The 21,239-nt window shown below is 31.9% G+C and carries 26 protein-coding genes; 17 read left to right on the top strand and 9 right to left on the bottom strand.

Annotated features, from left to right (window positions below; all coding sequences use genetic code 11):
* Positions 1-11: 11 nt before the first annotated feature.
* The 7 genes from IEW40_RS07885 to gldB all read right to left on the bottom strand — a co-directional run bounded on the left by IEW40_RS07885 (position 12) and on the right by gldB (position 3,862).
* Positions 12-275 carry a hypothetical protein gene (locus tag IEW40_RS07885; RefSeq protein WP_188617555.1) on the bottom strand — a complete coding sequence of 88 codons (264 nt, stop codon included), beginning with the start codon at positions 273-275 and terminating at the stop codon, positions 12-14.
* A complete protein-coding gene (locus IEW40_RS07880; protein WP_188617554.1) occupies positions 275-823 on the bottom strand; it encodes an L-threonylcarbamoyladenylate synthase in 549 nt (182 codons plus the stop codon). Before IEW40_RS07880 ends, IEW40_RS07885 begins: the two co-directional genes overlap by 1 nt.
* 2 nt (positions 824-825) lie before the next feature.
* Positions 826-1,413, bottom strand: a complete 588-nt coding sequence (locus IEW40_RS07875) for a hypothetical protein (protein WP_188617553.1) — start codon at positions 1,411-1,413, stop codon at positions 826-828.
* A gap of 43 nt (positions 1,414-1,456) precedes the next feature.
* Positions 1,457-1,963, bottom strand: coding sequence for a DinB family protein (locus tag IEW40_RS07870; protein ID WP_188617552.1), 507 nt, complete (start codon positions 1,961-1,963; stop codon positions 1,457-1,459).
* A 104-nt stretch (positions 1,964-2,067) separates the two neighbouring features.
* The gene (locus IEW40_RS07865) at positions 2,068-2,517 is read right to left on the bottom strand and encodes a GNAT family N-acetyltransferase (protein ID WP_188617551.1); all 450 of its coding nucleotides are present in this window, start codon (positions 2,515-2,517) and stop codon (positions 2,068-2,070) included.
* Between the two features lie 11 nt (positions 2,518-2,528).
* The gene (gldC, locus tag IEW40_RS07860; protein ID WP_188617550.1) at positions 2,529-2,852 is read right to left on the bottom strand and encodes a gliding motility protein GldC; all 324 of its coding nucleotides are present in this window, start codon (positions 2,850-2,852) and stop codon (positions 2,529-2,531) included.
* A 29-nt stretch (positions 2,853-2,881) separates the two neighbouring features.
* On the bottom strand, positions 2,882-3,862 hold the full coding sequence (gene gldB, locus IEW40_RS07855) for a gliding motility lipoprotein GldB (protein ID WP_188617549.1): 981 nt from the start codon (positions 3,860-3,862) through the stop codon (positions 2,882-2,884).
* Positions 3,863-3,956: 94 nt separating this feature from the next.
* On the opposite strand from gldB, the gene IEW40_RS07850 reads away from it, so the two are divergent.
* From IEW40_RS07850 to IEW40_RS07825, 7 genes are all read left to right on the top strand, one after another.
* The gene (locus IEW40_RS07850) at positions 3,957-4,499 is read left to right on the top strand and encodes a GNAT family N-acetyltransferase (RefSeq protein WP_188617548.1); all 543 of its coding nucleotides are present in this window, start codon (positions 3,957-3,959) and stop codon (positions 4,497-4,499) included.
* Positions 4,500-4,552: 53 nt separating this feature from the next.
* On the top strand, positions 4,553-5,344 hold the full coding sequence (nadE, locus tag IEW40_RS07845) for an NAD(+) synthase (RefSeq protein ID WP_188617547.1): 792 nt from the start codon (positions 4,553-4,555) through the stop codon (positions 5,342-5,344).
* Between the two features lie 79 nt (positions 5,345-5,423).
* Entirely contained in the window at positions 5,424-5,945 is a 522-nt protein-coding gene (locus IEW40_RS07840) for a hypothetical protein (RefSeq protein ID WP_188617546.1), read from the top strand.
* Between the two features lie 22 nt (positions 5,946-5,967).
* Positions 5,968-6,552, top strand: coding sequence for a ribonuclease domain-containing protein (locus IEW40_RS07835; protein ID WP_229663408.1), 585 nt, complete (start codon positions 5,968-5,970; stop codon positions 6,550-6,552).
* 19 nt (positions 6,553-6,571) lie between these two features.
* Complete coding sequence (locus tag IEW40_RS07830) at positions 6,572-7,015, top strand: hypothetical protein (RefSeq protein ID WP_229663407.1); 444 nt, start codon at positions 6,572-6,574, stop codon at positions 7,013-7,015.
* Positions 7,016-7,030: 15 nt separating this feature from the next.
* Complete coding sequence (locus IEW40_RS14170) at positions 7,031-7,183, top strand: hypothetical protein (protein ID WP_262891248.1); 153 nt, start codon at positions 7,031-7,033, stop codon at positions 7,181-7,183.
* A 125-nt stretch (positions 7,184-7,308) separates the two neighbouring features.
* Positions 7,309-7,596 carry a barstar family protein gene (locus tag IEW40_RS07825; protein ID WP_188617809.1) on the top strand — a complete coding sequence of 96 codons (288 nt, stop codon included), beginning with the start codon at positions 7,309-7,311 and terminating at the stop codon, positions 7,594-7,596.
* Between the two features lie 97 nt (positions 7,597-7,693).
* Here IEW40_RS07825 and IEW40_RS07820 read toward each other — a convergent pair whose 3' ends face one another.
* Together IEW40_RS07820 and IEW40_RS07815 are read right to left on the bottom strand one after the other, a co-directional pair.
* Positions 7,694-8,920 (bottom strand): beta-helix domain-containing protein, encoded by a 1,227-nt coding sequence (locus IEW40_RS07820; protein WP_188617545.1) that lies wholly within the window; start codon positions 8,918-8,920, stop codon positions 7,694-7,696.
* Positions 8,921-8,952: 32 nt separating this feature from the next.
* On the bottom strand, positions 8,953-11,553 hold the full coding sequence (locus IEW40_RS07815) for a TonB-dependent receptor plug domain-containing protein (RefSeq protein WP_188617544.1): 2,601 nt from the start codon (positions 11,551-11,553) through the stop codon (positions 8,953-8,955).
* A 180-nt stretch (positions 11,554-11,733) separates the two neighbouring features.
* Between IEW40_RS07815 and IEW40_RS07810 the strand changes: the two genes are divergently transcribed.
* The 10 genes from IEW40_RS07810 (at position 11,734) to IEW40_RS07765 (ending at position 21,136) form a co-directional block, all read left to right on the top strand.
* The gene (locus IEW40_RS07810) at positions 11,734-12,414 is read left to right on the top strand and encodes a response regulator transcription factor (protein ID WP_188617543.1); all 681 of its coding nucleotides are present in this window, start codon (positions 11,734-11,736) and stop codon (positions 12,412-12,414) included.
* A 47-nt stretch (positions 12,415-12,461) separates the two neighbouring features.
* Entirely contained in the window at positions 12,462-13,478 is a 1,017-nt protein-coding gene (locus IEW40_RS07805) for a sensor histidine kinase (RefSeq protein ID WP_373283788.1), read from the top strand.
* A gap of 188 nt (positions 13,479-13,666) precedes the next feature.
* The gene (locus IEW40_RS07800; protein ID WP_188617541.1) at positions 13,667-14,236 is read left to right on the top strand and encodes an IS1096 element passenger TnpR family protein; all 570 of its coding nucleotides are present in this window, start codon (positions 13,667-13,669) and stop codon (positions 14,234-14,236) included.
* A 115-nt stretch (positions 14,237-14,351) separates the two neighbouring features.
* Positions 14,352-15,698 (top strand): alpha-amylase family glycosyl hydrolase, encoded by a 1,347-nt coding sequence (locus IEW40_RS07795; protein WP_188617540.1) that lies wholly within the window; start codon positions 14,352-14,354, stop codon positions 15,696-15,698.
* Between the two features lie 113 nt (positions 15,699-15,811).
* A complete protein-coding gene (locus tag IEW40_RS07790; RefSeq protein WP_188617539.1) occupies positions 15,812-16,252 on the top strand; it encodes a hypothetical protein in 441 nt (146 codons plus the stop codon).
* A 63-nt stretch (positions 16,253-16,315) separates the two neighbouring features.
* Complete coding sequence (locus tag IEW40_RS07785) at positions 16,316-17,110, top strand: thymidylate synthase (RefSeq protein WP_188617538.1); 795 nt, start codon at positions 16,316-16,318, stop codon at positions 17,108-17,110.
* The gene (locus IEW40_RS07780) at positions 17,107-17,997 is read left to right on the top strand and encodes a hypothetical protein (protein WP_188617537.1); all 891 of its coding nucleotides are present in this window, start codon (positions 17,107-17,109) and stop codon (positions 17,995-17,997) included. Before IEW40_RS07785 ends, IEW40_RS07780 begins: the two co-directional genes overlap by 4 nt.
* 101 nt (positions 17,998-18,098) lie before the next feature.
* On the top strand, positions 18,099-18,329 hold the full coding sequence (locus IEW40_RS07775; protein WP_188617536.1) for a hypothetical protein: 231 nt from the start codon (positions 18,099-18,101) through the stop codon (positions 18,327-18,329).
* Entirely contained in the window at positions 18,326-18,631 is a 306-nt protein-coding gene (locus IEW40_RS07770; RefSeq protein WP_188617535.1) for a hypothetical protein, read from the top strand. Before IEW40_RS07775 ends, IEW40_RS07770 begins: the two co-directional genes overlap by 4 nt.
* Before the next feature lie 3 nt (positions 18,632-18,634).
* Positions 18,635-21,136 (top strand): M1 family metallopeptidase, encoded by a 2,502-nt coding sequence (locus IEW40_RS07765; protein ID WP_188617534.1) that lies wholly within the window; start codon positions 18,635-18,637, stop codon positions 21,134-21,136.
* Positions 21,137-21,239: the final 103 nt, after the last annotated feature.

Raw genomic sequence — 21,239 nt, 5'->3', positions numbered from 1 at the left:
CAAATGATTTTTTAAGTATATTTTACAATGCAGTAACCAAATTCTAATGCTGATTCAAAATATTCTTTGAATTTCTCATCTTTATATATTTCTCCAAAATTCTTTTTTCCTACTTTATTGAAAATTCCATCTTCAAAACCTTCATTCTCCATAATTGAAACTGCATAATCAATATCATATTCTGAATCTTTATCCGCTAAAATATAAAGCATAAAAGGAAACTCACTTTCATTATTTTGAAATTTTCCTAAATAAATATGAAATTCCTTTTCCATCACTCTCTCAAAACTTTCACTCTTCCGTCACTCCAAATTTTGATAACAGAAGAACCAGAATATTTAGAAACGCTTTCTCTGTTTTCTTCCACTGCGTAATCTACTGCATCAATCAATTCTTGAGAAATATCTGAGAATTTCAAAGGAGATTTGTCTCCGCTAAAATTCGCCGATGTGGAAACCAAAGGTTTATTGAGTTTAGAAATCAATTTTTTGCAAAAATCATCTTTTACCAATCTGATGCCGATGCTTCCGTCTTCTGCTAAGATTTCTTTTGGTAAATTTCTTGGATTTTCATAAACAATGGTGACAGGTTTTTCAGATAAATCAATAATCTGCCATGCCATTTCTGGAACATCCACCAAATCTTGTAATCGTCGTTCAGATTCTACCAAAATAATCATCGATTTGGTTTTCTCACGCTTTTTGATTTCAAAAATTTTGTTGATGGCTTCTACATTGGTGGCATCACAACCAATTCCCCAAATGGTATCAGTAGGATAGAGGATAACACCTCCGTTTTTTAGTATTTCTAGTGTTTTTTCCATAATTATTTAGAATTTTCTTCAAATTCTGATTTTAGTTCTACAATATTAGGATTTCTTGATGAAAAAATGATGGTTTCAAAATCTCCAATATTTTTTAAAGTGTCTTTCAAAAACAAATTTTTTGAAATTTTTTCATTGTTAAATTCAAAATTTATTTTTGCTCTTTTGTTGCCCTTATAATATGAAATATCTTCAATTTTCACTGATTTTTCAACTCCATAATAAGTTAAATCTGTGTATTCTACAAAATTTACAATTTTATAAAATAAGAAAATTGCTAAAATGAAAATGGTAAATGAGAATATTGTTAAAGTATTTCTGAATATTGCGAAATTTTCTTGAGATTCAATTTTATGAAAACTTAATAGACCTATAAAACCGAAGTTGTAATTTTTTAAAAATATTTTCCTTGAAACTAGAATTCCTAAATGCAAAATGCCAATCCAACCCAATCCTATTATTAAAAAGAGTTTGAAAAAATCACCAGAGTATAAATCAAGTTTCCACCAAAAATGATAAGCTAGTAAAAATGAAATTCCAATTGATAGAATTGAAATTAACAAATATTGTATTGTTACTTTATAATTCATTTTTGTAAAAATTCCTTCGGAATGACAGATGATGTGGTTTATATTATTTCAAATTGGGTAAATACCTTTCCTCAACTATTTTTAAATGATGGAAATTGTGTCCTACGATTAATCTTCCGATGGTTTCTACAGAAATTTCGTTTCCGTTGGCTTTTCCCGTGTTGGCAAGTGCAACATTTTGCAGATTTTCGAAGAAAATAATTGAAGTTTGTCTTACAATTCTAAATTCTTCTAGCAAGCTCACTAGAGTTCTGTCATTGGCAAAAGAATTCGCAACGAAGAAATCTTCATCAAAGCCAGCAAGTTCGGTTTGGTCTTTTCTTGCAAAACGAAGCGCTCTGTATTGGAAAATCTTTTCGGTGTCTATTAAATGAAGAAGCAATTCCTTCAAAGTCCATTTTCCTTCTGCATAGGCAAAAAGTGCAGTTTCGTTGTTTAAACCAGAAAAAATCTGAATGGTTTCTGCGCCAGAATTAATCATTTCTTCCAACCAATTTTCTGTCGGAATTTGGTCTAGATATCTTTGGATGTATTTTTGAAATTCAGTCATAATTATTTACGATTTACGATTTACGATTTACGATTTTGGATTTAAAATTTATCTTTTTTCTGTTAGAAATCGTAAATCCAAAATCCAAAATCTAACATCTAACATTAAAAGTGATTGGTCCATTCATAAAAATTGGCGTGCGTATAATGCTCAAAGCCACAACTCGGGTAGAGTTGGTTGCCAATTTTGTTGGTTTTATCGGTTTCTAAAAGAATTCCGCAAGCTTTTGTAGCAACACACAACTCTTTTGCGTTTTCTATCAATGCTTTAGAATGTCCTTTTCCACGATGATTTTCATTGACAAATAAATCATTCAGCAGCCAATATCTTTTCATTCTGGTGGAGGAAAATAAAGGGTATAATTGAGTAAAACCCGTCAATATTCCATTTTCTTCGGCTAAGAAAATTTCAGAATCTTGGTTTTCTAATCTTTCACGCAAGAAATTTTCAGCGCCTACGATGTCACTTTCTTTATGATACCAAGTTCTGTATAGGTCAAATAAATTGGCCAATTGCGGTAAATCTTCTAAAGTTGCTTTTCTGGTTGTGAACATTTTTTGAGGATTTATTTAATTTTACTCATCAATGCAAATTCCTCTGCAAATTCTTGAATTTTATCTGCCACATCATCTTCGCCAGTTGCTCTTTGGTAGGTATGACCTAGAGAAACAAAAATTTGATGCAAAAATACTTTCATTTGGTCAACAGGCATATCTTTTGTCCAAAGGTCTATTCTAAGAGCTTCAAATTTTTTATCGTCCCAAACTGAAATCATGGTAGCTTTGGTTTCTTGGTTTTCTACACCGCCATCTTGAGCGTTCCAAGTCATTTTTTCTGGAATGTGGTTATCATCAAGTTCTACGTTGATGGTTATTTGTGTATTTCTCATAAATGCAATTAGCTAATAGCAAATGGCAATTAGCTTTTGGGTTTATAATTAGTATTGTTAAATATTTCTGTTGCGTTTTTTTGTAAAAACTGTTGTAGGGTTACTTCGGGGTGTTCGCTTAGGTATTTTCTACAGATTTGCCAACCGATGAAAGCACCTACTCTAGGCGAAGATTTTTGGTCTATTTCGGTGTAAAATTTAGAAAAAGGACCTTTGTTTAGAAATCTCTCGTTCAAATTACCATCATCACTGAAAAGCAAATCATTTTCTACAAAATAATTCCAAATGTTTTCTTCGTTAGAAACTGCCCATTCTTGTTGACTTTTAGCATATCCTATTTTATATTGGTCTAGTGTTTTCGGCAAAAAAGCGTCTTGCAAGGTCAATAGTTTACCTTGATTAATGATTTTATCTAAAAATTTATTTTGGTCTGGCGTTACTGGTACGTAATCTACAGCGATGGTTTCGGAAACTCTGGTGATTACATTTTCCGGATTCATATCTTTTTTGATGTAATAATCTATTCCTTCATAATATTCAGATTTTTCGCCCATAAAAGCTGAAAGGTCTATGAATAGAATTTTTTGGTTTGGAATATATAAAATAGGTTCTTGGTACAATTCTGTAGCTGAAGAAAACACATACACTTTAGGATTTTGAAATTTTGGGAAATAATATTTCACGTGCGCAAATAATTCTGATAAATCTTTTTCCAGCTGAGGAATTTTATTGAGAGAAATAGCATTTTTATACATTCTTCTCTCTAGAGTATTGTTTCTTTTTTTCTCATAAGTAGCATCTGGAACTTGCGGTGCTAAAAAAAAGCTGTACTTCTCTTTAAATTCTTGAAAAGGAATTTTTTCATTGTAAAATTCAGCAGAAATATCGGTGATTTTTACAGGTTCAGAGGTTTTTACTTCTACATTCCAACGGTCATTTTCTTCTTTATTACAAGAGAAAAGGGTAAAAGAAAGGGATGCAAGTAATAAAAACAATATATTTTTTTTCATTATAATAGAATTTAGCAGTGGTTTGCGCTGAATACGTGCAAAATTTTAATTATTTTTACATCAGTTTTAGTTTCGCAAAAATAAGAAATAAAGGATGAATATCAGAATAGAAACAGAAAGATTAATTCTAAGACCTTTCACAGAAGATGATGTGGATAGATTGTTTTTACTAGATAGCAATCCAGAAGTGATGAAATATGTAGGACAGAAACCTTTAACTAAAATAGAACAATCTGCCGAAGTCATCAAAATGATTCAAAAGCAATATTTAGAAAACGGAATAGGAAGATTGGCAGTGATAGAAAAAGAAAGCAACTTATTGATAGGCTGGAGTTTTCTAAAATATTTAACCGAAGAAATTAATGGATTTAAAAATGTTTATGATTTAGGTTACCGATTTTTGCCAGAATTTTGGGGAAAAGGTTATGCTACAGAATCTGCAAAAGCAAGTTTAGCGTACGGTTTTAATAAAATGAATTTAGATAAAATTTGTGCACATGCTCATTCTGAAAATCTAGCATCAAATCATACTTTAAGGAAATTAGGTTTCGTAGAAAAAGGAAGTTTCGAAGAGCCAGACGGAACTTGTATTTGGTATGAAAAAAGTCGGATGTTAAAAAACGGAAGTCAGAAATAAAAATAGTTTGAAATTTTCAAACAAAATCAAACAAAATCAAACAAAAAATAAATATGCAAACAGAAAAAGTAATAGATTACATCGTAAATTGGTTGAAAGATTATGCTACAAAAGCTGGCGTAAAAGGGTATGTGATTGGAGTTTCGGGTGGTGTAGATTCTGGTGTGGTTTCTACGCTTTGTGCCATGACAGGCCTTAAAGTTTTGACTTTAGAAATGCCTATTCGTCAGCAGAAAGACCAAGTTTCTCGTGCACTAGAACACATCGATTTTTTAAAAAATAAATTCCCAAATGTAGAAGGTTTCACGGTAGATTTGAATGAACCTTTCGAAGCGTTGTACAAAACTTTTGATGTAAAAGATGACGAATTTCCTGCCGAAAAACTCGCTTTTGCAAATACTAGAAGTAGATTGAGAATGCTCACATTATATTATTACGGTCAAATTAACGGACTTCTCGTTTGCGGAACTGGCAATAAAGTAGAAGATTTCGGGATTGGGTTTTATACCAAATATGGTGATGGTGGAGTAGATGTTTCGCCGATTGCAGATTTGTACAAAACCGAAGTTTACGCTTTGGCAAGAGCTTTAGATTTGCCAGAAAGCATCAAAAATGCGATTCCTACAGATGGACTTTGGGATGTGGATAGAACCGATGAGCAACAAATTGGCGCTACTTATCCAGAACTAGAAAAAATCCAAAAAGAATGGGGAACCAAAACCGAAGCAGATTACAACGGAAGAGATTTAGAAGTTTACCAAATTTTCAGCAGAATGCACAAAGCGGCACAACATAAAATGAATCCAATTCCGGTGTGTGATGTTCCGGAAGAGTGGAGAGATTGAGTTGGAGAATGGGAGAATGGGAGAGTTGGAGAAATGGAGATTTGGTTTAAAATTTGATATTGAATTAAAAACAAAACTTATGAAATTTCTCAAAACTAAATATATTACACCTATTGCTTTATTGATTTTCTTTATGCCTTTTTTGAGAATGTGTGAAAGCAATAAGTCTATTAAAGAAATTGAACATAAAAAAGAAAATGTTACAGAAATTATTACTGAAAAAGAAGGCGGTTTATATGTTGGCAATGAAATTAATTTAAATGCATATGAAATTGCGTATTATCCATTTAGAATGATTAAAGAGAAAGATTTTGAACTAAAATTTTTCAGAGATAAAGAATTTTATGCTATAATTTTATATTCAATTGTCATTCTTTTTTCAATTTTAATGATTGTCTTTTCTTGGGAAAAAAGATATTTTTTAGTGAGAAATTTGGGAATTGTAAATATTATTTTGCTAACAATTTCAACAATTTTATTTGTTAAATCTAAATTTATTGATGAATTTGCAGATGTGAAATATGGATTGTATGTTTTTTTAATCTATTCAATATTAATTATTTACATTGCCAATAAAGAAAATTTAGAATTTAAAACTTAAATATCAAGGATTAAAATAAATTATGCAAAACAAAAAATCGTTTCTCTATATTTTTCTGGCTTTCGTGGCAGGGTTATTATTGATGTATCTTTTCAATAACTATAAAATCGAGAAAAAAAATACATCAGAAAATACAGAAATTTCTTATCAAAAATCTGAAACTCAAAATCAAGATAATTCTTATTCTTACGAAAAAAAATCAAAGAAAAATCAAGACCATTTTGAAAAAGAAAAATCAGATTTTTCTACAAAAAATAATAATAATTCAAGTAATCAAATCGATGAACTTACCAATGACGAGATTGTTGTAAAATATCTAAAAGAACACGGCGAATTACCAGAATATTACATCACAAAATCTGAAGCCAAGTCTTTGGGTTGGGTTCCTAGCAAAGGAAATCTCTGCGAAGTAGCTCCCGGAAAAGCCATTGGTGGTGATATTTGGACGAACAGACAAAAATCTCTTCCTACAAAATCTGGCAGAAAATATTACGAGGCAGACCTTAATTACCGTTGCGGAAACAGAAATGCAGATAGGGTAGTTTTTTCTAATGACGGATTGGTTTTCGTAACGTTTGATCATTACAGAAGTTTCGAGGAGAAATAAATTTGCTGGAAGTTAGAAGATGGAAGTTTTTAAAAAAAATATTTTTTTCTTTATTTTTATTTTATTGATTTTTTCTTGTGAAAAGTCAAAGGAAAATGCCATTGAAAACGCAGAAGAAAAAACGATCATCATTCAACCTTTTAAAGATATTAGTCCCAAACAATTAATTGAAATTTCGGCTAATATCAGAAAAATTTATCCTAAAATTAAGATATTAGAACCTATTGATTTTCCAAAAAATGCTTTTTATGAACCAAGAAATCGATATAGAGCAGATTCTATTATTAAATATTTAAGAACCCAAACTCCAGAAAATTGTGTCACTTTGGCTCTTACTAATAAAGACATCAGTGTTACCAAAGGAAAAGTGGCAGATTTCGGAGTGATGGGATTAGGTTACAGACCAGGAAATGCTTGTGTTGCTTCTACTTTTAGATTGAATGCTGAAAATAAAAGTGAATAGTTTTATAAAGTAGCGATTCACGAATTAGGACATACCCAAGGATTGAAACATTGCTCAGATAAAACCTGTTTTATGCGTGATGCAGAAGGTAAAAACCCAACTGATGAAGAGAAAGATTTTTGCCAAAACTGTAAAAAAGTTTTGAGAAGTAAGCATTGGAAAATTTAAAAACTAAAAAGTTCACTAACTTTGAATATTGAATTTTTTGAAATCATTTTTAACACCCCGACTTCGCTTTGCGAAGCCACCCCTCTGAAAGAGGGAAACCCCGAAGCGTTCAACTATAAATGTGAATTATGGAAATATATATTGATTTTTTAGAAATTGGTGATTACGAAGATTTTTATGCTCAATTAAAAGAAAAATTGACTTTACCCGAGCATTTTGGTGATAATCTCGATGCACTTTTTGATGTAATTACTGGCGAATTAGAAATGCCGTTACACCTAGAATTTGTGAATATGAGTGTAGAGCAATTAGAAATTTTTGAAGATTTATTGACTACTTTAGAAGATGCCGAAGATGAGGTAGAAGATTTTACTTTTTCTTATTATCTAGAGCAGTATGAAGACGAAGAGTAATTTTGATTTACGATTTTAGATTTAAGTTAAAAAAATGCGCCCCGAAATAATTTCGGGGCGCAAACTGTAATAATTAAATTGATATGAAGAAAACCAACTATTTTAAAAGAGAAGTTAAATCTACACCTTCTACAGTAGACCAAGCACCTCCAGTGATTGCAACTTTAGTCACTGTGCTAGTGTTGGTAATGGTTTTAGGAGCAGTAGAAGTGAAACCTGCATAACCCCAAACTCCAGCATTGTCAGAATTAAGAACATTGATTGGAGAAACTAGAACTTTATTAGCAATTACTTGGCTGATGTCAGTCGGAGAATCTTGGATAAGTACCGGATAAGCTTGTTTACCTCCTGTGTTTTTGTAACCATCAATATACACATTGGTGAATTTACCATTTCCGTGTTTTTTGAACTGGATTGCAGAAATTTCAGAAGAACCTGCTACTTCTGGATTAGTACCTGCAGCTCTGATTAAGGTAACCCCTGCTACCTTAGGGAAATTAGCATCAGCATTGTTAGAAGATTCTATTTCCATACCGAAGTTTCCTGTACCGGTTTGGTAAGCGAACCAATTGCTGTTGTCCTGTCCGTACCAACCATCTTGCCAGTCGAAAGCGTCATCAAAGTTACCGTATGAGATGAAATTTTTGGCAGAAACTGTTCCTCCGAAGAATTCTATACCATCATCAGTACCTTTGTAAGAAACAATGTTTTCTACGATAGTACCAGAACCTACTGCATAGAAGGTGATATTGTTAAATTCTGAAGTACCGTCACCAATTTTTTTACCACCATATTCTACTCTCAAATATCTGTAAACCCCAGAGTTAGAGCCTACGTCAGTACCACCATAGATTTGGTTAAGGCCGTCTTCAGAAGTTGCAGTAGAACCGCCACCGTTTGCTTTGATTGGGGCGTCACCATAGATTGTAATTCCGCACCAGTCTCCAGGTTTTTTTGATTCAGTAGTAAAAACGATAGGTTCTGTAGCAGTACCTTCTATGTAAGCTTTAGCGCCTTTTAAAATGATTAAACCGCTGGTAGTAGTTGTTTTAGCGTAAAAAGTAGCGCCAGGCTCAATGGTAAGTTTTACGCCATCTGTAATTCTTACTAATCCGTCAATATAATAAGTTCCTTTTTTAATCGTCAAGTCTTTGGTAATAGTTCCGGTAAGTGTACCAGAACCAGACATTACGTTTCCTGAAGTACTTCCACCACCTTCAGTAGTAGGGATGTCTGTGTCTTCCATAATTTCTACAGTACAAGATTGTAAAGAGATGGTGAAGATAGTAGCAAGAGCTAATAGTTTGAAAATGTTCTTTTTCATGATATTTTTTTATTTTTATTTAATACTTTTTATTAAAATTTAATTCCGAAGCTTAAGTTAAAAGAAACTCCTTTTTTATAATCTTCTAGTCTTAGGTTAGAAGCATTTATTTTTACGGTGCTTTCATCACCCATATCTAGTCTGTAGGTTTGGTCTAAAATATTGTAGATGCCCAATTTTACATCTATTTTTTTAGAAAGTTCAGATTGTAAGATGAAATCGAGTTGGTGAAAAGGTTTTTCGTACACGTGGTCTAATCCTCCGAAACCAACTGCATAGATTTTTTCAGCAGATACATTGTACACCAAAGAGGCAGTTCTTTTCAGATTGTTAGAATTCTTAAATTCGTATCTTAAATCTGCATTAACCATCCATGGTGCAGCACCTTGTAAACCTCTTTTGCTATTGAAATTGGTTTCTCCTTTTTGAGCGTCAGATTTTTCAACTTCAGAGTATAAGTAGGTGAAGTTACCCCCTAAACTCCAATTTTTTAAACTTTCTGAAATTCTATTAAGGTTGAGATTACCTTCTAGCTCTAGTCCAGCAATTTTTGCTTGTTTCGCATTGAAAAAAGTAGTCACCGTACCAGTAGAGTTAGAAGAAGGTAAGAAAGCTCTTTCGATAGCTCTGTCTAATATTTTTCCAAAAACATTGATCGCAAATACTTCTGAAGCTTTAGGGAAAATCTCATATTTTAAGTCGAGATTATAGTTTTGGCTATTGTCTAGTCCTTTGAAATCTTTACCAAAAGAAGTGTTAGGAATTTCGTAGTTCCCCAAGATGTTATTGCCATCAGGGTTAATGTATTCTATAGGTAATGTTTCTATTAAGATAGGTCTGGTAATGGTTTTTGAGATGGCAAATCTAAGGTTAGATTTGTTTTCAAAAGATTTTTTAACAGATAATGCAGGTAAAAAATAGTATTGATTTTTGGTAATGCTATTGAATTTACCATTGATGTTATCCGTAATTTTTTTATACCTAGTGATATTGATATTATTTTCGACTCTTAAGCCAGCTAGAATATCCCATTCTTTTGTTGGTTTGTAATTAAAACTGGTATAACCAGCATTTACAAATTGGTATAAGAAAGACTTATAATTAGGCTGGTCACTTTCTCTCCAATTTAATTTACCATTGTTACTGGCATTTAAGAAAGAAGAATCTGGTCTATCGATATTGATAATATCTTGGGTAGGATTATCGGTGTATCCGAAGATAAATCGGTAAGACATGGTTCTAAGGTCGGCAAAACCATTATATCCTAATGTAAAGGTGATAGGATAGTAGTTATCCTCCTGTTTTTTACCAAGGCCTAATTGGTATTCTGCCATACCAGAGAAATAATTTTCTCCACTTATGTCTAGATATTGTCTGATGAGGTTGTTTCCTCCGTAACTAATTAATAGATTGTTGTCACCGGTTCTAGTCCCAAAAAGAATTTTTCTATCTGGTTGTTGAAACCAGTTGTTTACCCAGCTTCCACCAGCTTTGAATTGATGTCTGTCACCAATTTTCTGTGAAACTAATAACTGCAAGTCTGTTAATCTAGACAAGTCTTGTTGGTTGGTACGGAAAAACAATATATCTTGAGGTCTATTGTCTTTAAAACCGTCATTGTCTTGAATTTGATTAGAAGAATTTTGCAAGAATGTACCGTTGAAATCTATTTTGGTGCCTGCTTTTTTATAGCTTAAGCCTAATAAAGCTGTAGATTGTATGTTGTAATTGTATTCTTTTTTGTAGAGTTTATTTTTAAACTCACCATTGGTATCAAAAGTATTGTCATTTCCTTCTCTGTATTCATATTCTGAACTTTGAGAAAGATTTAATAAAAATCCTAAGGAACCTCCATTTTGAAATTTGTAACGCTGAGATGTAGTCAATCCTATAGAAGTATTAGGTAATGATTTTACATTGTTAACATTCCAAGTGTCTTTAAATGAAGAGTTTGGTATTATTTTTCCGCTTGGTCTATAGCCATTTACTTCACCAGGAAGTTGTCTGTCTTCAGAATTAAGTCCAATGAATCCAGACATTGTGTTGGCATTTTTGTTAATTTTAAAATTCTTTCTGAATGAACTTAGAGTATTCACCCCAACAGATAGTTCTAACTTGGTGAAAGAGTTTTCAGGAACTAGAGTTTCAATGTCAAAAGTAGCCCCCGCAAAATCACCATATAAATTGGCGTTATATGTTTTATAAACATCGAATTTTCCTACAATATCCGTTGGAAATTGCTTCAATTCGATGATTTTTTGAAAAGGGTTGTTAGAAGGTGTTGCCAATCCGTTTACCAAGAGAGAGTTGTATCTTTCTTCTAAACCTCTTACAAATAAACCTCTAGATTCTACGGTGTTGATACCCGTGATTTTGGTAAGTCCTTGTTCTAGGTTAGAAATTCCTTTTCTAGAAATTTCTTCTGCACCTATAGATTGCTTTTGCACAATAGCTTTTCTCTGTTCGCCTAAAATAGCAGTTTCAGTTTTTTTATTGTTGGCGCCTTTTAGTTGTACACCTTCAATGCTCTTTTCTTTGGCTTTTACAGAATCTTTTTTAGTCTCTTGCGAGAACATCAATTGACTGCCTGTAAATAGAAATAAAACAGCAAGACTGATTTTTTGATACTTCATTTTTAATTTTTATTTGCCGCAAAGAAATAACCATTTCGAGTTTCGATTGGTTTAGGAAATTTTAATTAATTTTTAAATAAATTTTAATAAAATGAGGTGAATATTAATTAATTGTAAAATTTAATTTTTCGTAACAATGCATTGGTTTTTTTATTAATTTTGAAAGGTTAAATAGTATAGATGAAAGACAAAAAAATTCTTTTAGTAGATGATGAGCAGGATATTTTAGAAATCCTATCATACAACCTGGAAAAAGAAGGTTACAAAGTTTTTACCGCTAATAATGGTAATGAAGGTATAGCAAAAGCAAAAGAAATCATTCCTGATTTAATCTTGTTAGATGTAATGATGCCAGAGAAAGACGGTATAGAAACTTGCCAAGAGATGAGGCAAATCAAAGAATTACAAAAAACATTAATCGTATTTTTATCTGCCAGAGCCGAAGAATTTTCTCAGTTAGCTGGTTATGAGGCAGGAGCAAATGATTATATTGTAAAAATCATCAAACCAAAAGTTCTTATTTCTAAAGTAAATGCATTATTGCAACTCAGCACTCAAGTTTCAGAAAAACAAGTAAAAGTTTTAGAATTCGGTAATTTAATCATTGATAAAGAAAACTTTAAGGTCACCAAAAACGGAGAAAATCTCTTGCTACCCAAAAAAGAATTTGATTTGCTCTATCTATTAGCCTCAAACACTCAAAAAGTATTTAAAAGAGAAGAAATTCTGGACAAAGTATGGGGAAATGATGTGATTGTAGGAGAAAGAACCATAGATGTACACATCAGAAGATTGAGAGAAAAATTAGGTGATGACTCTATACAAACACTCAAGGGTATTGGATATAAACTTACGGTATAATTGATTGATTGCCCATGAAGATTTCTTTTTTCGGAGCTTCCATATTGATTAAAAATCACTTGCTTTCTATAGCTGCTGCATTATTTCTTACTGTAGCTATGGTCTCTATAGTAGTGTTTTTTAATTATGCACAAAAAACAGTTACAGACAATCATTCTCATTTCTATTTTTATCTTTTTATAAGTTTAATTTTCATTTTTTTTATCAATTATTTTGTGATAGAGTTTTTGTTTAAGTCCTACGGGAAAAAACAAATCAAAAGAATCTCAGACATTCTTCCAGATAAGATGATTTACGAAGAAGACACTGTCAATTTCAAAGAATTGGGAGAAATGATTCAGAAAAACGTATCAGAAATAGATACGATGAAAGAAATGGAAGATTACAGAAAAGAATATCTAGGTAATGTCTCTCACGAGCTCAAAACGCCACTTTTTTCAATACAAGGTTATATAGAAACCTTGAAAGATGGGGCTGTAGAAAACCTGAATATAAGAGATAAGTATCTTGAGAGAATTGGTAAATCTGTAGAAAGGCTGCTGAATATTGTAAAGGATTTGGACATGATTAGCCAATTGGAAACTGGTGAAATATCTCTGCATTATTCTAAATTTGACATTAATCTTCTGATTAGAGAAATTTTTGAACTTCTAGAAATGGAAGCTCAGAATAGAACGGCCAAACTCATTTTACAGAATTCTTTACCAGTATTTGTGAATGCTGATAAACAAAAAATATCACAAGTATTAATCAATTTAATTTCTAATGCCATTCATTACAGCAACCGAGAAGAGGCACAAATTAGAATAAAAACAACCACTGCAAAAAATCTGGTAACCATACAAATAACAGACAATGGGATGGGTATAAAGCCAGAGGCATTGCCTAGAATTTTTGAGAGGTTTTATCGGGTAGAAAGTAGTAGAAATAGAAGAGACGGAGGTTCAGGATTAGGTTTAGCCATAGTAAAACACATACTAGAGGCTCATCAACAAAATATTTCTGTAGAAAGTACCTATCTAGAAGGAACTACCTTTACATTTTCTTTAGAAAAAGCTTTGTGATTTCAATAATTTCTGTAAATTGGCATCATTAAAACGCTGGGAATTTAAGAAAAACTTTTATTAATAAAAATTGAATTTTTTTGAAAACTCATATTTCTTTTGTTTTATCTTTGTCCCCGAAATTAATACCAAATCAATAGAATATTTACAACAAGAAGTAACTCAAAAGGTTTAGTAAAAAGTAAAATATGGTTTATAAGATCAGAGTAATTTTAGATTCCAAAGACAGTATTTTCAGAGATATTGAAATCAAAGAGAAGCAAACTTTATGGAATTTACATTTAGGAATTAAGAGCGCATTCAGCTTGCAAGGTGATGATTTGTCTATGTTTACCCTTTTAGATGAAGAAGGCATAGAAGTAAAATCTGTTCCATTGGAAGATATGAGTGATGATGGTGATGGCGAAATTATGTCAGATGTTTACCTGATGGAAGCCTTCCAGAAAGTAGGTGACAAAATTCAATTTCAGTATGGATTAATTGAACTTTGGGAATTTTTCTGCGAATTAGTAGAAATTATCGATGAAAAACCAGCGGTAAACTATCCTATTACCGTTTTCAGATTTGGCAACGTGCCTTTGAAAGCCCCAAGTAAATCTGGAGGTTCTAGCAAAGCTGCGTCTGCGGTATTTATAGATGATGATTTTGTAAACTTAGATTCAGATTTCAAAGATGATTTTGATGATGAATTTGCTACAGATGACGAAGAGGATGATGGCTATGGAGATGATTTCGTAGATGAAGAAGATGAAGATTAAAATATAAATGGATATCATTAATTGATTAAACTCATACCTAATCCGGAAACTTTTTTCCGGATTTTTTATTTTCTTATTTTTACAATTCTTACCTTTGTCAAGCTAAATTTTTATTATGAAAAAATTAATTTTATCTGCAATTTTGGGTGTTTCACTCATTTCTTGTGGAATCCAAAAAAATGAAAAAACAATGAGTACAGACTGGAAGCATACCACCAATATCTATGAAGTAAACGTAAGACAATACACCAAAGAAGGCACTTTCAAAGCTTTTCAAAAAGAATTGCCTAGACTCCAGCAAATGGGGGTGAAGACCCTTTGGTTTATGCCTATTACACCCATTGCCCAAAAAGAGAAAAAAGGAAGTTTGGGAAGTCCATACGCAGCACAAGATTATACCTCTATTAATCCGGAATTTGGGACTTTAGAAGATTTTAAAAATTTGGTGAATGAAGCACACAAAATGGGTTTCAAAGTCATCATAGATTGGGTGGCCAACCACACTGGTTGGGATCATGTTTGGACCAAAACTCACCCAGAATATTACATTCACGATGCAGATGGAAGTTTCCACAGAGCTTCAGGGATGGATGATATCATAGAGCTGGATTATAAAAATCAAGAAATGAGACTCGCCATGATTGATGCTATGAAATATTGGGTACAAGAGACCAATATCGATGGTTTCCGTTGTGATTTGGCAAGTTGGGTAGAAGTAGATTTTTGGCAACAAGCAAGACCAGAAGTTGAAAAAATAAAACCGCTTTTCTTTTTAGGAGAGTTTGATGAGTTAGAAAATCCAGATTACGGAAAAGTTTTTGATGCTTCTTATTCATGGACTTGGATGCACAAAACTGAAGATTTCTACAAAAAGAAATTGCCGATTACAGAACTTACAGATTTATTACAAAAATATTCGGCAATTGGTGACGGTTCTATGAGAGCTTGGTTTACTACTAACCATGACGAAAACTCTTGGAATGGCACAGAATACGAAAAATATGGAGAAATGGCCAAACCATTAGCAGTGTTTTCTGCTACTTGGAACGGGGTTCCTCTCATGTATTCTGGGCAAGAATTACCAATGCTCAATAAAAGGTTAGAATTCTTCGAAAAAGACCCTATTCCTTGGGATGGCTCATACAAACTAGAAGAGTTTTACAAAAAATTATACCAATTAAAATCTGAAAATTCAGCATTAAGAGGTGGTGACCCTAACGCAAGTACTCAAATTTTACAGACCAATGCACCAGATAAAGTTTTAGCTTATCTTAGAAAAAATGGAAAAGATGAGGTTTTGGTAATCTTGAATTTGTCTGAAACCCAGCATTTGAAATTACAAATTCTAGACGAAGCAGTAAAAGGTAAATTCAAAAGTCTTTTCTCTGGTCTAACTACCGATTTTGATACAAAACCTACCATAGAAATGTACAAATGGGAACATTTGGTTTTTGAGAAGTAAGAAAATTTTGAGGTCAAATGTAAATTTGATTTAAATGTAAAATCAATAGAGTCGGGCTTAGGTCCGACTTTTTAATAAAAAATCATTAATTTGGTCTCAGTCAAAATCATATAATGAACAAACCACAACTTTTAGAAATCATCCACCAAAAAATTTCAGAGAAAATTCAGAAATTAGAACAATTGATTGCCGAAACAAGAGCTTCTAATAATGAAACCAAAAGTTCTATGGGAGATAAATACGAAACTTCCCGAGAAATGCTTCAACAAGAAATCAACAACCTTCAATTGCAGCTTAATGAACATTTGAAATCTTTACAAATTCTAAAAAACGTCAACCCAAATCCTCATAAAATTGTAACTTTAGGAAGTTTTGTAGAAACTGAAAAAGGTAAGTTTTTTATTGCAGTTTCTTTGGGCGAATTTAGTTTTAACCAAGAAAAAATATTCGTCGTTTCAGCAGAATCTCCTTTAGCAAAAGCGATGAATAGTAAAAAAACTGGAGAAACTTTCATTGTTAATAATTTATCTCAAACGATTAAAAATATTTGGTGAAAATTTCATTAATTTGTAGCAATCATTTATCATTCATCAACCATCATTTATCCATCATAAAAAATGCAAAACTACCTAGATTTACTCCAACATATTTTAGACAACGGAACCGATAAAACCGATAGAACAGGCACAGGAACCAGAAGCGTTTTTGGCTATCAATTGCGTTATGATTTGTCTAAAGGTTTTCCTTTGGTTACTACCAAAAAAGTTCATTTAAAATCCATTATTTATGAATTATTGTGGTTTTTGAAAGGCGATACCAATATTAAATATCTTACCGATAACGGCGTAAGTATTTGGAATGAATGGGCAGATGAAAACGGCGATTTAGGTCCAGTTTACGGTGCACAATGGAGAAGTTGGAGAGGAGCAGACAACAAAGTGGTAGACCAATTTTCTGATGTGATAGAACAAATTAAGAAAAATCCAGATTCTAGAAGACTCATTGTTTCTGCGTGGAATGCCGCCGAAATTCCGAATATGGCTTTAGCGCCTTGTCATACTATGTTTCAGTTTTATGTTGCCGATGGAAAACTGTCTTTGCAATTGTACCAGAGAAGTGCAGATGTCTTTTTGGGTGTTCCTTTTAATATTGCAAGCTACGCTTTGCTCACGATGATGGTAGCGCAAGTTTGTGGACTAGAAGTAGGAGATTACGTACATACATTTGGCGATGTTCATATCTACAATAATCATTTTGAGCAGGTTCAGAAGCAACTTTCTCGTGAACCAAGACCATTGCCAACCATGAAAATCAATCCTGAGATTAAAGATATTTTTGAGTTTAATTTCGAAGATTTTACCTTAGAAAATTACGACCCACATCCAGGTATTAAAGCGCCTGTTGCGGTGTGATGAAATTATTAGCATCAATATTTTTAATAGTTCTTTTTCTTTTTTCTTGCAATAAAAAGGAAGATATTTCTTATGCTAAAATAATTGATGATTTACCTTCAGAAAAAGCAGTTTTAGATAGTAAAAATGTACCTGATTATTTAAATGAAGTTGTCTTAAAAATATCAAAGATTAATGGATATGAGAATGGAGTTTTAGCAAAAGGACAAATAAAATCAGCTAATTTTGAGAATTTCAAAGAATTAAAATCTTTAGCTTCTACAAAAGATTTGGTTTTATTAACCAAGAACAAAAATAATGTTGTCGCATTATATGCTGCGATTGCTTTGTTAGAAGCAAAATATAATGATATTGATAAAGTCTTTCTAGATTTTTTAAAGAATAGAAAATCAAGAGTAGAAACACAAAATGGCTGTGTTATTAGTAAAGAAATTATAGCAGTACCATTTTATAGAAATTATTTTTTTTCTGAAAAAAAAGAAGAAAAGCTATTGAGGAAATTAGACTCTTTAGTTTTGTATAATACTTCAGAAGAAGAATTACTTCGTTATGCTTTTAAAAACAGATTATATCCTAGCCATTTTAAAAAGCAAATTGAAAAACTAGCTTTTAAAAGTAAAAACGAAGATGCAATATTGTATTTATCAAATTGGCATAAAGGTGACTATAGTTTAGCACTTCAAAATGAATTCAAGGATTTATTAAAAAAAGATTCTCTCAATTATTATCTATTTGAAACATACATAAGAGAGTTAGTAAGATTTAATAATATATCAAATAATGATTTTATCAAAAAAACACTGAAAAAAGATACAGTGTGGAAAGACAATGAAATTGAAATGATATGGTTTTTGAATAGGAATAATATTAATATTGATAATGACTAAGGTTTTATAAATTAAAGTTTAGATTTTATTCTAAACTTTTTTATTTTTAGAAATATTGATTAGTTTTTAAAAAATAGTAACTTTGTTGAAAATCAAGGATGATGGAAATAAGAATCAGCTTAAATGAATACGCCGATATTCCTTTTATTAAAAAACTTTTGTCGCAGATAAAAGGTGTTTCTGATATTGAATTGATAAAAGATAATGAGATGCTTTCCGACAAAGAAAATGAAGAAATTAAAGATTTATTATTAGAAAAAAGTCTAGAACAATCTAAAAACGGTGAAAAAGTAAAATATTCTAAAGAAATATTAGATGAAACTTTCAAATGATTGAAGTTCATTTTACCAAAATAGCACTAGATTCTTTAGACGAAATCAATACTTTTTTGAAATACAAATGGAGGCAAAAACAAATAGATAATTTCAGAAATGACATCGAAACGTTTATCCAATCTTTAGAATTGGGTATTATAAATTATCCACAATATAAAAATTCAAAAATTCAATTTGCGCTTTTAGGAAATAAGCAAGTTACAATATACTTCGTAAAAATTTCTGAAAATAATTATGATGTATTGTTATTTTGGGATAATAAGAAAAATCCTCAACAATTAAAAAAATTACTTAAATAAATAATGAAAAAACTAATCATTGCCGCCTTATTTTTAGGCCTTTTTTTTAACAAAAATACTGCATTTGCTCAAACCGAGACTTCTGGTAGAACCGGAGTTTACAGAGCTACTCATACTAAAGTTACAGAGTTGAAACACACCAAATTGCGTGTGAATTTCAATTTTGAAAAAGAACAAATGAACGGAGAAGCTTGGATTACTGCTTCGCCCTATTTTTACGCTTCTAATGAACTAGAATTGGATGCTAAAGCAATGATAATTAGTGATGTAGCATTAGAAAAAAACGGAGCTAGAACTCCTTTGAAATATACATATAAAGATGATATTCTTAAAATTTCTTTGGATAAAACCTACCAAAAAAATCAAGATTACACCGTTTATATCAAATATGTGGCAAGACCTAATGAAGTAAAACAAGAGGGTAGTGCCGCTATTAATGATGCTAAAGGGCTCTACTTCATCAACGCGCAAGGAAAAGACCCCAATAAACCTACACAAATCTGGACTCAAGGAGAAACAGAATCTTCTTCTTGTTGGTTCCCAACTATCGATAAACCCAACCAAAAAACAACGCAAGAGATATACATTACGGTTCCTAAGCAATATGTTACGCTTTCTAACGGTTTGTTGAAAAGTTCTCAAAATTTAGGAGAAAGTTTAAGAACAGACCATTGGGTAATGGATAAAAAACACGCTCCTTATTTATTTTTTATGGGAGTTGGTGATTATGCTGTTATCAAAGATAAATGGAGAAATATAGACGTAGATTATTACGTAGAAAAAGATTATGAGGCTTTTGCGAAGCAGATTTTCGGGAATACTCCAGAGATGATGGAGTTTTTCTCTAAAAAATTAAATTACGATTATCCTTGGCAAAAATATGCTCAGATGACAGCGAGAGATTATGTTTCTGGAGCTATGGAAAATACTACTGCGGTTTTGCATCAGGAATCTGCTCAGCAGAAACCAGGAGATTTAATCGATGAAAATAAATGGGAAGATGTAATTGCTCACGAATTATTCCACCATTGGTTTGGGGATTTGGTTACTACAGAAAGCTGGAGCAACCTTACCGTTAACGAAAGTTTTGCCAATTATTCAGAATACCTTTGGAATGAATTTAAATATGGTAAAGATGCAGCAGATTATCATTTGATGAAAGATATTAAAGGTTTCAAAGCAGATCCTAAAAATATTTCTAAAGATTTGGTAAGATTTAATTACCATAGCAGAGAAGATATGTTTGATGGGGTTTCTTACAACAAGGGAGGCGCTATTCTGCATATGCTCAGAAATTATTTAGGTGACGATGCCTTTTTTGCTGGGCTTACAGACTATCTTAAAACCAATGAATATGGAACTGGTGAAGCGCACCAACTAAGACTTTCTTTAGAAAAAGTTTCGGGTAAAGACCTTAATTGGTTCTTTAATCAGTGGTATTTTGGTAGTGGTTATCCTAAGTTAGAAGTTTCTTCTACCTATGATGCTATGAAAAAACAAGTGACTGTTTCTGTAGCTCAAACTCAAGACCAAAAATTTGAATTTCCTTTGGCGATAGATGTTTTAGAAAATGGTAAAATGTCTAGAAAAAATGTTTGGGTAACGGCAACTTCTAAAAATAATTTCGTTTTTGACGCTTCTAAAAATCCAGAACTGATTAATGCCAATGCAGACGGAGTTTTGCTTTGCGATATTAAACAAGACAAAACGCCTGAGCAATTGTATCTTCAATATAGCAATTCTAAGGAATTTTACGGCAAATACAATGCGATTGAAGAGTCTAAAGAGAGTGTAGGTAAAAATCCTTTTGCCAATAAAACCATTTCTGCAGCATTAAAAGATCCATTCTTTAGAAATAGGATCTTAGCATTAGAATCTATGCCAGAAGATGCTAAAGATTTTTTAGTAGATATAGAAAAACTAGCTCAAAACGACCCGAAAACATTGGTTCAAGGAACTGCAATAGGAGTTTTGGCTAAAACTAAAAATCCTAAATATGCCTCATTATTTGAGAAAAGTTTGAGTTCAGTTTCTAATTCGGTGAAGGGAAATGCGATAGCTGGTATTGCAGAAATAAATCCTGAAAAAGTGACTACGCTTTTAGATAAAATCGATTTAGAAAATGCCAATGAAGAGGTAATGAACAAGTTATTACCGATTATCGTAAAAAATAAAATCACATCTCAGATGCCAAGTATAGCGCAAACGGTTGCTTTTTATCCGTTTATAGGGTTCCAAAATCCAGCTTTGGCACAACCAGCAGAAGAAGGTTTTAATTGGATTATGGATTCTGATAATACCAAAGCGGTAGAAAAACTTACTGGTATTTTGAAACAAGTAAAATCTCAGATTGGTGACAATGCACAAGCCAAAATGATGATTAGCGATATTCTAAAAAAAGGTCTCGAAAGAAAAATGAAACTCTTCAGAGAAAACCCTAACAATCAAAGTGTAAACAAGCAAGTAGAATTGCTTAATACCACTCTGGAAGCTTATAAGAATTAATTACTAACCTCTCATTTTTGAGAGGTTTTTTAGTTTTTTAAGAAAAAAGATAAAATTCATAAGCTAATTTTTTTGTTATGAATTTTCAACTCGTTAAATTCGT

This window comes from Cloacibacterium rupense, from assembly GCF_014645495.1.
In the GTDB taxonomy this organism is placed as follows: domain Bacteria; phylum Bacteroidota; class Bacteroidia; order Flavobacteriales; family Weeksellaceae; genus Cloacibacterium; species Cloacibacterium rupense.
This window is presented reverse-complemented; position numbering and strand designations above follow the sequence as displayed.